The sequence below is a fragment of the Pseudomonas sp. ACM7 genome, assembly GCF_004136015.1.
GTDB classification, from domain to species: domain Bacteria; phylum Pseudomonadota; class Gammaproteobacteria; order Pseudomonadales; family Pseudomonadaceae; genus Aquipseudomonas; species Aquipseudomonas frigoris.
The window spans coordinates 4,579,886-4,595,045 of the sequence record NZ_CP024866.1 but is presented as its reverse complement, the minus strand read 5'-3'; the positions used below and the strand labels follow the sequence as shown (position 1 = coordinate 4,595,045).

13 protein-coding genes are annotated in these 15,160 nt (G+C 57.7%); 1 reads left to right on the top strand and 12 read right to left on the bottom strand.

Features of this window, described 5'->3' with window-relative positions; genetic code table 11:
• On the top strand, positions 1–189 hold a 189-nt coding region (locus CUN63_RS31930), incomplete at its 5' end, for a hypothetical protein (RefSeq protein ID WP_218570133.1).
• A gap of 172 nt (positions 190–361) precedes the next feature.
• On the opposite strand, the gene CUN63_RS21760 is transcribed toward CUN63_RS31930, so the two are convergent.
• The 12 genes from CUN63_RS21760 to sdhC form a co-directional block, all read right to left on the bottom strand.
• Positions 362–763, bottom strand: coding sequence for an MAPEG family protein (locus CUN63_RS21760; RefSeq protein ID WP_129442296.1), 402 nt, complete (start codon positions 761–763; stop codon positions 362–364).
• On the bottom strand, positions 763–1,500 hold the full coding sequence (locus tag CUN63_RS21755) for a DUF599 domain-containing protein (RefSeq protein WP_008148609.1): 738 nt from the start codon (positions 1,498–1,500) through the stop codon (positions 763–765). Before CUN63_RS21755 ends, CUN63_RS21760 begins: the two co-directional genes overlap by 1 nt.
• A 228-nt stretch (positions 1,501–1,728) precedes the next feature.
• The gene (gene brnQ, locus CUN63_RS21745) at positions 1,729–3,042 is read right to left on the bottom strand and encodes a branched-chain amino acid transport system II carrier protein (RefSeq protein WP_129442292.1); all 1,314 of its coding nucleotides are present in this window, start codon (positions 3,040–3,042) and stop codon (positions 1,729–1,731) included.
• 390 nt (positions 3,043–3,432) lie between these two features.
• Positions 3,433–4,314, bottom strand: coding sequence for a succinate--CoA ligase subunit alpha (gene sucD / locus CUN63_RS21740; RefSeq protein ID WP_008148605.1), 882 nt, complete (start codon positions 4,312–4,314; stop codon positions 3,433–3,435).
• A complete protein-coding gene (gene sucC, locus CUN63_RS21735) occupies positions 4,314–5,480 on the bottom strand; it encodes an ADP-forming succinate--CoA ligase subunit beta (RefSeq protein ID WP_008148602.1) in 1,167 nt (388 codons plus the stop codon). Before sucC ends, sucD begins: the two co-directional genes overlap by 1 nt.
• A gap of 200 nt (positions 5,481–5,680) precedes the next feature.
• Positions 5,681–7,117 (bottom strand): dihydrolipoyl dehydrogenase, encoded by a 1,437-nt coding sequence (gene lpdA, locus CUN63_RS21730; protein WP_129442290.1) that lies wholly within the window; start codon positions 7,115–7,117, stop codon positions 5,681–5,683.
• A 110-nt stretch (positions 7,118–7,227) separates the two neighbouring features.
• Complete coding sequence (gene odhB, locus CUN63_RS21725) at positions 7,228–8,448, bottom strand: 2-oxoglutarate dehydrogenase complex dihydrolipoyllysine-residue succinyltransferase (RefSeq protein WP_129442288.1); 1,221 nt, start codon at positions 8,446–8,448, stop codon at positions 7,228–7,230.
• Between the two features lie 42 nt (positions 8,449–8,490).
• Positions 8,491–11,322, bottom strand: coding sequence for a 2-oxoglutarate dehydrogenase E1 component (locus CUN63_RS21720; RefSeq protein ID WP_129442286.1), 2,832 nt, complete (start codon positions 11,320–11,322; stop codon positions 8,491–8,493).
• Between the two features lie 275 nt (positions 11,323–11,597).
• Positions 11,598–12,302, bottom strand: a complete 705-nt coding sequence (locus CUN63_RS21715; RefSeq protein ID WP_008148594.1) for a succinate dehydrogenase iron-sulfur subunit — start codon at positions 12,300–12,302, stop codon at positions 11,598–11,600.
• Between the two features lie 11 nt (positions 12,303–12,313).
• Positions 12,314–14,089, bottom strand: a complete 1,776-nt coding sequence (gene sdhA, locus CUN63_RS21710) for a succinate dehydrogenase flavoprotein subunit (RefSeq protein ID WP_129442284.1) — start codon at positions 14,087–14,089, stop codon at positions 12,314–12,316.
• A gap of 3 nt (positions 14,090–14,092) precedes the next feature.
• Positions 14,093–14,461: a succinate dehydrogenase, hydrophobic membrane anchor protein gene (gene sdhD / locus CUN63_RS21705; RefSeq protein ID WP_129442282.1), complete on the bottom strand. Its 369-nt coding sequence runs from the start codon at positions 14,459–14,461 to the stop codon at positions 14,093–14,095.
• Positions 14,455–14,829, bottom strand: coding sequence for a succinate dehydrogenase, cytochrome b556 subunit (sdhC, locus tag CUN63_RS21700; protein ID WP_033053500.1), 375 nt, complete (start codon positions 14,827–14,829; stop codon positions 14,455–14,457). Before sdhC ends, sdhD begins: the two co-directional genes overlap by 7 nt.
• Positions 14,830–15,160 lie beyond the last annotated feature (331 nt).

Genomic DNA, 15,160 nt, shown 5'->3' with positions numbered 1-15,160 from the left:
CGCGCGACCTTCCTGCTTATGCCTGTCGGATCTACGTCGCAGCGTCCCGTGCAAGTATTGGGCTTTAGGGAAACACGCCCCTTTACCCCGCTGCGCCGCCTCTATCCGCTTGCTGTTCGTCAAGCCAGCATTTTGCCTCGGGCTTCCTTCAGATTCGCGGTCACCCGCGACACCCTTGCCTCTGGCTAACACTTCCCCTTGCCGGGTGTGTAGAGGACTTTCACCTCCAAGTCACCAGCGAGGCCACCACAGCCAAGCTGGTTGCGCTTGCGCGCAACGCGCCATGCCTGGCGCACGTGATAAAGAAAACCCGCCAAGTGCGGGTTTTCTTTTGCCTGGTTTTTTGTTTGCGAAGCAGGCGCTACAGCAAAATAGTTCTAAAAGTCGGACTAATCATCAACAGCAACGAACACACTAGTCCAACGGACCATACCAGGCTCCGCTGCCAGGCCAGATCAACCCAATAGCACAGCAAATAAATGATTCGCGAAATCACGAAGATGATTGCCAGCAAGTCGATCAGCCACCCCGCTGTCTGCGTGGTGTGAGCCATCAACACCCCCACCGCGAACAGAATGAACGCCTCAAAACAGTTTTGATGAGCCGCCAACGCACGGGCACCAAAGCCAGTCAGTTGCGCCTGTTGCTGACGCGGCAGATGGTTGTCATAACCGCCCTGGTCATTCATTGCCTTGGCCACAGGAATTTTTGCCAAAAAAATCAGCAGGGCACTGATAAACACACACCAGAACGGAATACTCATCAAACAGCCTCTTTAATCGCCTCAGGCAATGGCGCCTCTGTAGGTGTATAGACCATCACGTCGAGAACGTCGGAATGAAATTCCCGGCGATACAACACCAGCACCACCCCGGCACTCATCAACATGAACAACCACGGGCTGACGAACCAGGCCAGCATGGTCATGCCGAAGTAGTAGGAGCGCAGTCCGAAGTTGAACTGGTTGGCGGCCATGGAAATGACGCGGGCCGCCCGGGCAGCAAAGGCTTTGCGCTCTTGTTCGGAAACGTGACGCTCACCGACCATAGGCGCCGAGCCCACCAGAATGGCCGCAAAGTTGTACTGGCGCATGCACCAGCTGAACGTAAAGAACGCATAGACAAAGACCAGCGCCAGGCACAGCAACTTGATCTCCGACATCCCCTGGGATGCCTGTTGCACCATCGGGATATCCGCCAACAACGACACTGCCCGTTCGGAGGCTCCGAGCACCGTGAGAATGCCGGCCAGGATAATCAGTGTGCTGGAGGCGAAGAACGAGGCGTTGCGCTCCAGGTTACCGATTACGCTGGCGTCAGCGATGCGGTTGTCGCGCAACAGCATGCGGCGCATCCAGTCTTCGCGATAAAGGTGCAGCACGCTGGCCAGGCACGCGGTGTCGCGGCCCTTCCACGTCGCATAACGGGTGTAACCGCCCCAGCAGATGGCGAACCAGAGCGCGGCGAGGATGTGGATCATGTTGGCGTGGATGAACGACATGCAGGTCCTTGTGATGTTTATGCGGAGTACCGAAATCCCTGTGGGAGCGGGCTTGCTCGCGAAGGCGGTGTATCAGTCAACATAACTATTGAATGTCATGCCCTCTTCGCGAGCAAGCTCGCTCCCACATTAGATTTGTACAAGCCCATAAAAAAATGCCCCGTATCGATTGATACGGGGCATTTCCATGTGTGTTCACGACCCGCTTGTGGCGGACCATGAAGCGGCTTAAGCCAGTGCTTCTTCGCGCTTGCCCAGCAGGCGATCGCAAACGACCGCGACGACCAGGGTCATGACCGACGGCACCAGCCAGGCCAGGCCTTGCTCGCTCAGCGGCAGGTGAGACAACTGAGTCGGCATCCAGTCCGCCAGACCCGCGCCCTTGAGGGCGTCGATCAAACCGAAGATGAACGACACCAGCATCACCGGACCGACGATTCGGCCCTGCTCATGCCAGAAGTCCTTGCAGAAGCTCAGGGCGACCAGGGCAATGCACGGCGGGTAGATCGCGGTCAGCACCGGGATCGAGAACGCAATCAGCTTGGTGAGGCCCAGGTTGGACACCAGCAGGGAGAACGCAGCCAGGATGATGACCAATGTCTTGTAGGAAAGCGGCAGCACACGGCTGAAGTATTCGGCGCAAGCGCATGTCAGACCCACCGCAGTCACCAGACAGGCCAGGGAAATCAGCACCGCCAGAAAACCGCTGCCCAGAGAGCCGAAGGTGTGTTGCACGTAAGCGTGCAACACCGCCGCGCCGTTGGTGGCACCCGCGGCCACTTCATGGCTGCCCGAACCGAGACGGAACAGGCTGACGTAAACCAGCGCCAGACCCACGCCGGCAATCAGCCCGGCGATGATCGCGTAACGGGTAATCAGCACCGGCGACTCGACGCCACGGGAGCGGATTGCGTTGACGATGACAATGCCAAACACCAGCGCACCCAGGGTATCCATGGTCAGGTAACCATTGATGAAGCCTTGGGAGAACGGTGCCGCCACGTATTCCGGGGTGGCCACGCCGACATCACCGGCCGGCAATGCAAACGCGGCGATGCCGAGCGCGGCCAGGGCGATGATCTTCAGCGGTGCGAGGAAACGTCCTACGGTATCCAGCAGCCGGCCCGGATAGAGCGAGATGAAGAACACCAGCAGGAAGTACACCGAGCTATAGAGGAACAGTGCCAGCGGGCTCTCGCCGGTCAGCGGCGCCAAGCCGACTTCAAACGACACGGTGGCGGTGCGCGGTGTCGCGAACAGCGGGCCGACAGCGAGGTAGCACGCGGCAGCCAGCAGGCCACCGGCGACTTTCCCGATCGGGCTGCTCAAGGCATCCATGGCGCCACCGACCTTGGCCAGGGCGACAACGGTGATCACCGGCAGACCGACCGCGGTGATCAGAAAGCCCAGCGCCGCCATCCAGACATTTGGACCGGACTGCAGACCGACGATAGGCGGGAAGATGATGTTGCCAGCCCCGACAAACAGGGCAAACGTCATAAAACCAAGTGCCAGGATGTCCTGGCCTTTCAACACTTTCATTAAGGAAATACCACACTACTGAATCGGAATTTAGAGAGGGATTTCCCTGAGGGGTGAGGGAAATGCTGTCGGTCCGAATAGGACTGACCCGTTTAGCGCGTAACAACCTTGTGGGCCGCGGACGCAAAAATGGCTGCTAGCCTAACGAATTTGCCCGACAAACGCACTGTTAGGGTGCGAAGTATCCGATACACGACATTTCTGTGTCGCGTTTACATATAAAAAGATCAAAAGATCGCAGCCTCGTTGCACTCGACAGCTTCTACAAGGTTTCGTATCCCCTGTAGGAGCTGTCGAGTGCAACGAGGCTGCGATCTTTTGATCTTCGCAAATGACAAAGGCCACCCGAAGGTGGCCTTTGTTTGGTGAAGCGTCAGATAGGCGCGAGGCTTACTTGATCGCCCAACCGGTCAGCTCGGACAAAGCCTTGCCGATGTCTGCCAGCGAACGCACGGTTTTAACGCCTGCGTCTTCCAGGGCAGCAAACTTCTCGTCTGCAGTGCCTTTGCCGCCAGAGATGATTGCGCCAGCATGGCCCATGCGCTTGCCCGCAGGGGCAGTCACACCAGCGATGTAGGAAACAACCGGCTTGGTCACGTGTGCCTTGATGTAGGCAGCCGCTTCTTCTTCAGCCGAACCGCCGATCTCACCGATCATAACGATCGCTTCGGTCTTCGGGTCTTCCTGGAACAGCTTCAGGATGTCGATGAAGTTCGAGCCCGGGATCGGGTCACCGCCGATGCCGACGCAAGTCGACTGACCGAAACCGGCGTCAGTAGTCTGCTTCACAGCTTCGTAGGTCAGGGTGCCGGAACGGGAAACGATACCGACCTTGCCTGGCAAGTGAATGTGACCTGGCATGATGCCGATCTTGCATTCGCCTGGAGTGATCACGCCTGGGCAGTTAGGACCGATCAGGACTACGCCCAACTCGTCGCACTTGACCTTGGCATCCAGCATGTCCAGGGTAGGAATGCCTTCAGTGATGCAAACGATCAGCTTGATGCCGCCGAATGCTGCTTCCAGGATGGAATCCTTGCAGAAAGGAGCTGGAACGTAGATCACGCTGGCGGTGGCGCCAGTGGCAGCTACAGCATCTTTCACGGTGTTGAACACTGGCAGACCCAGGTGCTCGGTGCCGCCTTTGCCCGGAGTTACGCCACCAACCATCTTGGTGCCGTATTCGATGGCTTGCTGGGTGTGGAAACTACCTTGCGAACCGGTAATACCCTGGCAGATAACTTTGGTGTCTTTATTGATCAGGACGCTCATTATTTGCCCTCCGCAGCTTTGACAACTTGTTGAGCAGCGTCGGTCAGGCTGGTAGCAGCGATGATGTTCAAACCGCTTTCTGCCAGTACTTTAGCGCCCAGCTCAGCGTTGTTGCCTTCAAGGCGAACAACAACCGGGATTTTCACGCCGACTTCTTTCACAGCGCCGATGATGCCTTCGGCAATCATGTCGCAACGAACGATGCCGCCGAAGATGTTGACCAATACTGCAGCGACGTTAGTGTCGGACAGGATGATCTTGAACGCTTCGGTAACGCGTTCTTTGGTAGCACCGCCGCCCACGTCGAGGAAGTTGGCTGGTTTGCCGCCATGCAGGTTGACGATGTCCATGGTACCCATGGCCAGGCCAGCACCGTTGACCATGCAACCGATGTTGCCTTCCAGCGCTACGTAGTTCAGTTCGAACTTGGCAGCGTGCGCTTCGCGCGGATCGTCTTGCGACGGATCGTGGAAAGTCTTCAGCTTAGGCTGACGGTACATGGCGTTGGCGTCGATGTTGATCTTGGCGTCGAGGCAATGCAGATCGCCGTCAGCCTTGATCACCAGCGGGTTCACTTCCAGCAGAGCCAGGTCGTGATCCTTGAACAGCTTGGCCAGACCTACGAAGATCTTGGCGAACTGAGCAACTTGCTTGCCTTCCAGACCCAACTGGAATGCCAGCTCGCGACCCTGGAATGGCTGAGCGCCAACCAGTGGATCGATAGTAGCCTTGAGGATTTTCTCAGGGGTGTCGTGAGCGATTTTCTCGATGTCCACGCCACCTTCGGTGGAAGCCATGAACACGATGCGACGGCTCGAACGGTCAACGACAGCGCCCAGGTACAGCTCTTTAGCGATATCAGTGCACGATTCAACCAGGATCTTGGTGACTGGCTGACCATTGGCATCAGTCTGGTAAGTCACCAGACGCTTGCCCAACCACTGTTGAGCGAATGCTTTGGCGTCTTCTTTGCTGCGAACCAGCTTAACGCCGCCCGCTTTACCGCGACCACCTGCGTGAACCTGGGCTTTGACAACCCATTCGGTCCCGCCGATCTTGTCGCACGCTTCTGCTGCTGCTTCCGGGGTGTCTACGGCGAAACCCTGGGATACTGGCAGGCCGTATTCAGCGAACAGCTGCTTACCCTGATACTCATGAAGATTCATGCTTATTACCGTCTTCGTTAGGTACTGCGCATTCGGTGCTGCACTTTTTCAAGTGCCGCACCACCTGTGACTGCTGCTTGCGTAGGTGTTCCGGATAACCGGTGAGACTACGCAAGGCTGCGTCCGGCGGACATTCCGCGGTGAGTCTTGCACGCAAGGCTCACGACGGGCCTTCCGCCGTGGTTTCTTATTGTCTTGTCTTAACGCTTCTTGCGGTTGGCAATGTGGATGGCGCCGCCATTCACAGCCAAAGCTGCTTCGTGCAAGGCTTCGGACAGGGTCGGATGGGAGAAAACCATCATGCCCAGGTCTTCAGCGCTGGTGCCGAATTCCATGCCGATCGCGCCCTGCTGAACCAGTTCTGCAGCGCTCGGGCCAATCACGTGGACGCCCAATACGCGGTCAGTCTTGGCATCAGCAATGACTTTCACGAAACCGCCGGTATCGTTGGCTGCCATGGCACGGCCACTGGCTGCGAACGGGAAAGTGCCGACGTTAACTTCAACGCCTTCAGCTTTCAAGGTCTGCTCGGTTTTACCGACCCACGCGATTTCCGGGTGAGTATAAATAACAGACGGGATCAGGTCATAGTTGATTTGGGCTTTGTGGCCCTTGATGCGCTCAACCACCATGATGCCTTCTTCGGACGCCTTGTGCGCCAGCATCATGCCGCGAACCACGTCGCCGATCGCGTAAACGCCCGGCACGCTGGTCGCGCACTGGTCGTCAACGAAAACGAAACCGCGCTCGTCGATGTTCACACCGCTGTCAGATGCCAGCAGTTCGGTGGTCACTGGACGGCGACCAACGGCAACGATCAGCTTGTCGAACGTGATGTTCTGTTCGCCATTGGCATCGGTGTAGTTCACGACAACTTCGTTGCCGTTCACTTTGGAACCGGTGACGCGAGCGCCCAGCTTGATGTCCAGACCTTGTTTGGTCAGGGTCTTGTAGGCTTCTTTGGAAACGGCGTCGTCAGCCGCTGGCAGGAACTTCTCCAGCGCTTCCAGAACAACCACTTCGGAACCCAGACGGGACCAGACCGAACCCAGTTCCAGGCCGATCACGCCAGCGCCGATCACGCCCAGGCGCTTGGGTACCGATTGGAATTCCAGTGCGCCGGTCGAATCGACGATCACGTTCTGGTCAACCGGAGCCGGTGGAATGTCGATCGGACGCGAGCCCGAAGCCAGAATCACGTTCTCGGCTTCGATGATTTCGACGGTGCCGTCTGCCTTGGTCAGTTCGACTTTCTTGCCGGCTAGCAGTTTGCCGTGGCCTTGCAGGGAAGTGACGCCGTTAGCCTTGAACAGGGTGGCAACGCCAGAGGTCAGGCCTTTAACGATGTTGGCTTTACGGCCAACCATTGCAGCCACGTCCATGGTCACGCCAGCGTGATTGATACCGTGGATCGCGAAGCCTTCTTTGGCTTCCTTGTATTTCCAGGAGCTGTCCAGCAGCGCCTTGGATGGAATGCAGCCGACGTTCAGGCAAGTACCGCCGAGGGCCAGTTTGCCTTCCTTGTCGGTGTATTTCTCGATGCAGGCAGTGGAGAGGCCCAGTTGCGCTGCTTTAATGGCAGCTACGTAGCCGCCAGGGCCCGCGCCAATCACTACCACGTCGAATTTCTGAGTCATGTGTCATTCCTTCTCGAATCAAACCGGACGGGCCCTTTTGAGGACCGTCGTGGGACGAAGCTGGTCATTACAGGAGGGCCGTCCATCACTGGACGGCCCGTGCAACGAAATCAGATATCCAGCAGCAAACGAGCCGGGTCTTCCAGCAGGTTCTTGATGGTAACCAGGAAGGTCACAGCTTCTTTGCCATCGATCAGACGGTGATCGTAGGACAGCGCCAGGTACATCATCGGACGGATAACAACCTGACCGTTGATCGCCATAGGACGCTGCAGAATGTTGTGCATGCCCAGGATGGCCGCTTGCGGCGGGTTGACGATCGGGGTCGACATCATCGAACCGAAAGTACCACCGTTAGTGATGGTGAAAGTACCGCCGGTCATCTCATCCATCGACAGTTTGCCGTCACGAGCCTTCTTGCCGAAGGTGGCGATGCCGCCTTCGATTTCAGCCAGGCTCATCAGTTCGGCGTTACGCAGAACCGGAACAACCAGGCCGCGGTCGCTGGAAACAGCGACACCGACGTCGGCATAGCCGTGGTAAACGATGTCAGCACCGTCGATCGACGCGTTGACAGCCGGGAAGCGTTTCAGCGCTTCGGTGGCAGCCTTGACGAAGAACGACATGAAGCCCAGGCGCACGCCGTTGTGGGACTTCTCGAACAGGTCCTTGTACTTCGAACGCAGGGCCATGACTTCGGTCATGTCGACTTCGTTGAAAGTGGTCAGCATTGCCATGTTCGATTGAGCTTCAACCAGACGCTTGGCGACGGTGGCCCGTACGCGGGTCATCGGTACGCGCTTCTCGATGCGATCGCCGGCAGCGAACACTGGAGCAGCAGCGGCAGGAGCAGCAGCCTTGGCAGGTGCGGCAGCCGGAGCGGCTTTCTTGGCAGCTACAGCGGCAACAACGTCTTCCTTGGTCACACGACCGCCTTTGCCAGTGCCGGCAACGGAAGCGATGTTGATACCGTTTTCTTCAGCCAGCTTGCGAGCAGCCGGTGCAGCAACAGGATCATCTTCGCCTTCAGCGGCTGGAGCAGCAGCTTGTGCAGCGGCCGGAGCAGCGGCAGCAGCTGGAGCGGCAGCAGCGCCGCCCGCTTCGATGGAGCCCAGGACTTCGTCGGACAGAACGACGTCGCCTTCGTTCTTGACGATAGCGCCCAGCACGCCATCAGCGGTGGCCAACACTTCCAGTACGACTTTGTCAGTTTCGATGTCGACGATCAGGTCGTCGCGCTTGACGGCGTCGCCCGGCTTTTTGTGCCAGGTGGCAACGGTGCCATCGGCAACCGATTCCGGGAAAGTGGGGGCTTTGATTTCGATAGCCATTATCTGTGGGTCCTTAAATTCGGTTTCAGGTGCGCGAAGGCGTTAAACAGTAAAGGCGTCTTGCAGCAGTTTTTCCTGCTGCTCAGCGTGCATCGATGCATAACCACAAGCAGGTGCAGCGGAAGCATCACGACCGGCGTACTCGAGAAAGAGTGCTTTGTTGTGATTGCCAACGATGCGGCGCATGTGGTGTTGGCTGCAGTACCAGGCACCCTGGTTCATCGGCTCTTCCTGACACCAAACGATATGTTTGAGGTTGGTGTACGGAGCCAGGACTTCGTTCAAGTCGTCCTCAGGGAATGGGTACAGCTGCTCGATACGCACGACGGCGATGTCGTCACGACCTTCGGCACGGCGTTTTTCCAGCAGGTCGTAGTAGACCTTGCCGCTACACAGAACAACGCGCTCGACCTTTTTCGGGTCCAGGGTATCGATTTCCGGGATAACGGTCTGGAACGAACCTTCGGCCAGATCTTCCAGCGTCGAGATGGCCAGTTTGTGACGCAACAGCGACTTCGGAGTCAGAACGATCAACGGCTTGCGCAGCGGGCGAATCACCTGACGACGCAGCAAGTGGTAGATCTGAGCCGGCGTAGTCGGTACGGCTACCTGAATGTTGTGCTCGGCGCACAGTTGCAGGTAACGCTCCAGACGAGCCGAAGAGTGCTCCGGACCCTGACCTTCATAACCGTGCGGCAGCAGCATGGTCAGACCGCAGAGACGGCCCCACTTGTGCTCGCCACTGGTGATGAACTGGTCGATAACCACTTGGGCACCGTTGGCGAAGTCGCCGAACTGGGCTTCCCAGATCACCAGCGCCTCAGGCGTGGTGGTCGAGTAACCGTATTCGAACGCCAGCACGGCTTCTTCGGACAGGAACGAATCGTACAGATCGAAACGTGGCTGGCCCTTGTACAGGTTTTGCAGCGGGACGTAGGTACCCGCGTCTTTCTGGTTGTGCAAGACAGCGTGACGGTGCGAGAACGTACCGCGACCGATGTCCTGACCCGTCATGCGAATCGGGTGACCTTCGAACGCCAGGGTCGCGTACGCCATGGTTTCGGCGTAACCCCAGTTGATTGGCAGGCCGCCGGCTTGCATTTTCTGACGGTCTTCGTAAATTTTCGAGACCTGGCGCTGAACCACGAAGCCTTCCGGGATTTCCAGCAGCTTGGCGGACAGTTCCTGCAAGGTTTTCAGATCGAAGCGAGTGTCGTGACGCGCGGTCCAGGCGTGGCCCAGATACGGACGCCAGTCCACGAACAACTCTTTGTTCGGCTCTTTGACCAGGCTTTTTACAACATGCAGACCGTTGTCCAGCGCATTGCGGTATTCGTCGACTTTCGCCTGAACACGCTCTGCGTCCAGCACACCGCCCTGAGTCAGACGATCGGCATACAGCTCACGGGTGGTGCGCTGCTTGGTGATCTGCTGATACATGATTGGCTGGGTGCCGCTTGGCTCGTCGGCCTCGTTGTGGCCCCGACGACGGTAGCAGACCAGGTCGATCACCACGTCACGCTTGAACTGCATGCGGTAGTCGATGGCCAGCTGGGTCACGAACAACACGGCTTCCGGATCATCACCATTCACATGGAGGATCGGCGCCTGGATCATCTTCGCAACGTCGGTCGCGTACTCGGTGGAACGCGAGTCCAGCGGGTTGCTGATGGTGAAACCGACCTGGTTGTTGATCACGATGTGCACAGTGCCGCCGGTCTTGAAACCGCGGGTCTGCGACATCTGGAAGGTTTCCATGACCACGCCTTGACCGGCGAATGCCGCGTCACCGTGGATGGAGATCGGCAGAACCTTCTCGCCGGTAGGGTCGTTACGACGATCCTGACGGGCGCGAACCGAACCCTCGACCACTGGAGATACGATTTCCAGGTGGGACGGGTTGAAGGCCATGGCCAGGTGAACTTCACCGCCGGTGGTCATGACGTTGGACGAGAAGCCCTGGTGATATTTAACGTCACCGGAACCCAGCTCGACCTTCTTCTTGCCTTCGAACTCGTCGAACAGCTCGCGCGGGTTCTTGCCGAAGGTGTTGACCAGCACGTTCAGACGACCACGGTGGGCCATGCCGATGACGATTTCCTTGGTGCCGTAGGAACCGGAACGCTGGATCAGCTCGTCGAGCATCGGAATCAGGCTCTCGCCGCCTTCCAGACCGAAACGCTTGGTACCCGGGTATTTGGTACCCAGGTATTTTTCCAGACCTTCGCCGGCCGTGACGCGCTCGAGCAGGTGGCTCTTGATGTCGGCGGAGTACGTCGGACGGCCGCGCACGCTTTCCAGACGCTGCTGGAACCACTGGCGCTGCTCGGAATCGGTGATATGCGTAAATTCAGCGCCGATGGTGCGGCAATATGTCTGCTGCAACGCTTCGTGAATTTCGCGTAGGCTCGCCTCCTCTTTGCCGATGAACAGGTCGCCGGCACGGAAGGTCGTATCAAGATCGGCATTGGTCAAGCCGTAATGATTGATCGACAGGTCTGCAGGTGCAGGACGCTGCCACAGCCCCAGCGGGTCAAGCTGGGCTGCCTGGTGGCCACGCATACGGTAGGCCTGGATCAATCGCAGCACTTCAACTTGCTTCTTCTCGTGCTCACTGCTCACGCTGCCGGCGGAAACCGGTTGGGCGCGGCGCTGGTTCTTTGCCAGCAAGACGAAATGATCGCGAATTGTGGAGTGCGAAACATCGGTGGCAGTGTTGCCGTCAGCAGGCAACTTCTGAAAGTAGGTGCGCCACTCTTCTGGCACAGCGTTAGGGTCGTGCAGGTAGAGCTCATAGAGCTCTTCCACATAGGCAGCGTTACTACCGGATAGGTAGGCGCTGTTCCACATGCGCTGCATCACGCTTTCTTGCATGCTTGGTCACCCTCGGTTAGGGGAACACCACCGGCGTCGACACCGAGCACGCTTGCAGAAGTCCGAATGCAGCGACTAAAACAAGCCACTTAGGATCACGCTGATAGTCCGGGTACCAGCCCGGATGCCCCTGCTTGTCTCATTTCTTCAAAATAAGAGCCGCAGCCTTATAAGCTGCTGCTCAGGTTAAGACTACGGCGCCGGTTGAAGCCTGCGCCGTAGCATCTACGGGTACAGCGGTACTACATTTACAACAGCCGGTTACAGCAGCTGAATCACACGCCGCTTTGCAGCAGCATGTTACGTACGTGACCGATGGCCTTAGTCGGGTTCAGGCCTTTCGGGCAGACGTTGACGCAGTTCATGATCCCGCGGCAGCGGAATACGCTGAACGGGTCATCCAGCGAAGCCAGACGCTCGGCAGTCTTGGTGTCGCGGCTGTCTGCCAGGAAGCGATACGCTTGCAGCAGAGCAGCTGGACCCAGGAACTTGTCCGGGTTCCACCAGAAGGACGGGCAAGAGGTCGAGCAGCAAGCGCACAGGATGCACTCGTACAGACCGTCGAGCTTTTCCCGCTCTTCAGGGGTCTGCAGACGTTCGATGGCCGGAGCCGGCGTGTCGTTCTGCAGGTATGGCTTAACCTTTTCGTATTGCTTGTAGAAGATGCTCATATCGACGACCAGGTCACGGATTACCGGCAAACCTGGCAGAGGACGAACGATCAGCTTGTTACCTTTTACGACAGCGGACAGCGGCGTGACGCACGCCAGACCGTTTTTGCCGTTGATGTTCATGCCGTCGGAACCGCAAACACCTTCACGGCAAGAGCGACGATAGGAGAAACCTTCGTCCTGCTCTTTGATCAGGGCCAGCACGTCCAGCACCATCAGGTCTTTACCACCGGTATCGACCGAAAATTCCTGCATGAACGGCGCAGCGTCCTGATCAGGGTTGTAGCGATAAACACTGACTTGCAACATGGCGGCCACCCTTAATAAGTCCGAATCTTAGGTTCAAAAGTCGGAACAGTCTTCGGCGAGAAGTTCACAGCACGCTTGGTTACGCGCTTGTCACCCGGGAAGTACAGGGTGTGGCACAGCCAGTTTTCGTCGTCGCGATCTTCGTAGTCTTCACGGGCGTGAGCGCCGCGGGACTCTTTGCGGATCTCTGCAGCGATGGCGGTAGCTTCGGCCACTTCCAGCAGGTTCTGCAATTCCAGCGCTTCGATACGAGCAGTGTTGAACGCCTGGCTCTTGTCGTTGATCTTGACGTTGGCGATACGGCCACGCAGATCAGCCAGCTGGGCAATACCCTTCTGCATGTATTCGCCGGTACGGAATACACCGAAGTAATTCTGCATGCAGCTTTGCAGCTCTTTACGCAGGGTGGCGACATCTTCGCCTTCGGTACGCGAGTTCAGGCCATCGAGACGTGCCAGGGCAGCGTCGATGTCGGACTGGCGAGCGCGAGTGTAGTCGACGCCTTCTTTCAGGGTCTGTTCCAGGAACAGGCCGGCCGCACGACCGAATACCACCAGGTCGAGCAGCGAGTTGCCGCCCAGACGGTTGGCACCGTGAACCGATACGCAGGCCACTTCGCCTACTGCGAACAGACCCGGGATGATCTGGTCAACGCCGTCGGCGTCCTGAGTGATTGCCTGACCGTGAATGTTGGTCGGCACGCCGCCCATCATATAGTGGCAGGTTGGAACGACCGGAATCGGCGCCACGGCTGGATCGACGTGAGCGAAGGTCTTGGACAGTTCCATGATGCCTGGCAGACGGCTGTGCAGAACTTCTTCACCGAGGTGATCGAGTTTCAGCATTACGTGGTCGCCATCCGGACCACAACCGTTGCCGGCGATGATTTCTTTAACCATCGAGCGAGCAACCACGTCACGACCAGCCAGGTCTTTGGCGTTCGGAGCATAACGCTCCATGAAACGCTCGCCGTGCTTGTTGATCAGGTAACCGCCTTCACCGCGGCAGCCTTCAGTAACCAGTACACCGGCGCCGGCGATGCCGGTTGGGTGGAACTGCCACATTTCAATGTCTTGTACCGGCACGCCAGCACGCAGAGCCATGCCGACGCCGTCACCGGTGTTGATCAGGGCGTTGGTGGTGGACGAGTAGATACGACCTGCACCGCCGGTCGCCAATACGGTGGCGTTAGCACGGACGTAGGAAGTTTCGCCGGTTTCGATGCAGATGACGATCATGCCGACAAAGGCACCGTCTTCGTTCTTCACCAGGTCGACGCCGTAGTATTCGTTGAGGAATACGGTGCCGGCCTTGAGGTTGGCCTGGTACAGGGTGTGCAGCAGTGCGTGACCGGTACGGTCGGCAGCGGCGCAAGTACGGGCAGCCTGGCCACCTTTACCGAAGTCTTTCGACTGACCGCCGAACGGACGCTGATAGATGCGGCCTTGTTCGGTACGGGAGAACGGCAAACCCATGTGCTCGAGTTCGAAGACCGCTTCCGGGCCTACGGAACACATGTATTCGATAGCGTCCTGGTCACCGATATAGTCGGAACCCTTGACGGTATCGTACATGTGCCAGCGCCAGTCATCGTTCGGATCTGCCGAGGCGATGGCGCAGGTGATGCCGCCCTGGGCGGATACAGTGTGCGAACGAGTCGGGAAAACCTTGGTAACTACGGCAGTCTTGTGACCACCTTGTGCCAGCTGCAGCGCAGCGCGCATGCCGGCACCGCCGCCGCCAATAATGATGGCGTCGAACGAAAGCGTATTAACTGTAGTAGACATGAATCAGATACCCCAAAGAATCTGCACACCCCAGACGAAGTACGCGAACATCGCGACGCCGCATACTGCCTGGAAGAGGAAACGTATTGCAGTCGCGGACTTGCCGAACGCCATTGGCGTCAGGTAGTCGGTCGCGATGGTCCACATGCCGACCCAGGCGTGAGCGCCGAGGGCAACGAGGGCCAGGAGACTGAAAATACGCATCCAGTTGCTTGCGAACAGTTCATGCCATTGGGCGTAGCCGATGCCAGGATGGGCAATGACGTATCCGATCAGGAATATGAAATAAGCCGCGAGAACGACCGCAGACACACGCTGTGCCATCCAGTCATAGAGGCCCGAACGCGACAGGTTCGTGACGTTAGTTACCATATCCAAACTCCTGCCAGAACGATTACCACCACGGAAACGGCGATAACGATTTTCGAGCCCAGTTTGCCGCCCTCAAGCGACTCGCCGATGCCCATGTCCATCATCAAGTGGCGCACACCGGCAACCAAGTGATACAGCAAGGCGGACAGGATGCCCCATGTCACTAGCTTGGCTAGCGGACTGGTCAGACACGCTTTCACCTGACCGAAGCCTTCTTCCGAGTCGAGCGACTTGTCCAATGCATAAAGCATGATGGCCAGGCTGACAAAGAGGATGATTCCGGAGATTCGGTGAAGAATGGACGTGTAAGCAGTGACTGGGAGTTTGATGGTCCTTAGGTCTAGGTTTACAGGTCGTTGGCTATTCACGGCTTTTTTTCACACTGAAGAGCCCCTAACAATCAGGGCAAAGTTGTTGGGGAGTGCACTGGTCAGGTACCCACCACCCAGGGAGTGCGACCCCCAGTAAAGCAGGCCCAAAAGCCCCTGGCGGTCGGAGGCCGAGTATAGACAGTTAGGCTACTAATGACAACGCAATCGCCTTCCCCTAATAGCTCATTGCACAAGTCGTATAAAAGGCGTAAATGGCAGTCAATTTCGAGGAAAAAGTCCGGTTAAAGCCTTCTGGAGCAAGACTTTAGGCAAATTGACATTCGAATTTATCTCACTATAGTGGTGCGGGCCCTGCGTGGGGGGTCTG

Bases quoted from the DNA above. Each gene is read 5' to 3' on its own strand.
- CUN63_RS21720 (WP_129442286.1), bottom strand. From the start codon at position 11,322: ATGCAAGAAAGCGTGATGCAGCGCATGTGGAACAGCGCCTACCTATCC.
- CUN63_RS21715 (WP_008148594.1), bottom strand. From the start codon at position 12,302: ATGTTGCAAGTCAGTGTTTATCGCTACAACCCTGATCAGGACGCTGCG.
- brnQ (WP_129442292.1), bottom strand. From the start codon at position 3,042: ATGAAAGTGTTGAAAGGCCAGGACATCCTGGCACTTGGTTTTATGACG.
- lpdA (WP_129442290.1), bottom strand. From the start codon at position 7,117: ATGACTCAGAAATTCGACGTGGTAGTGATTGGCGCGGGCCCTGGCGGC.
- sdhA (WP_129442284.1), bottom strand. From the start codon at position 14,089: ATGTCTACTACAGTTAATACGCTTTCGTTCGACGCCATCATTATTGGC.
- odhB (WP_129442288.1), bottom strand. From the start codon at position 8,448: ATGGCTATCGAAATCAAAGCCCCCACTTTCCCGGAATCGGTTGCCGAT.
- sucC (WP_008148602.1), bottom strand. From the start codon at position 5,480: ATGAATCTTCATGAGTATCAGGGTAAGCAGCTGTTCGCTGAATACGGC.
- CUN63_RS21755 (WP_008148609.1), bottom strand. From the start codon at position 1,500: ATGTCGTTCATCCACGCCAACATGATCCACATCCTCGCCGCGCTCTGG.
- sucD (WP_008148605.1), bottom strand. From the start codon at position 4,314: ATGAGCGTCCTGATCAATAAAGACACCAAAGTTATCTGCCAGGGTATT.
- sdhD (WP_129442282.1), bottom strand. From the start codon at position 14,461: ATGGTAACTAACGTCACGAACCTGTCGCGTTCGGGCCTCTATGACTGG.
- CUN63_RS21760 (WP_129442296.1), bottom strand. From the start codon at position 763: ATGAGTATTCCGTTCTGGTGTGTGTTTATCAGTGCCCTGCTGATTTTT.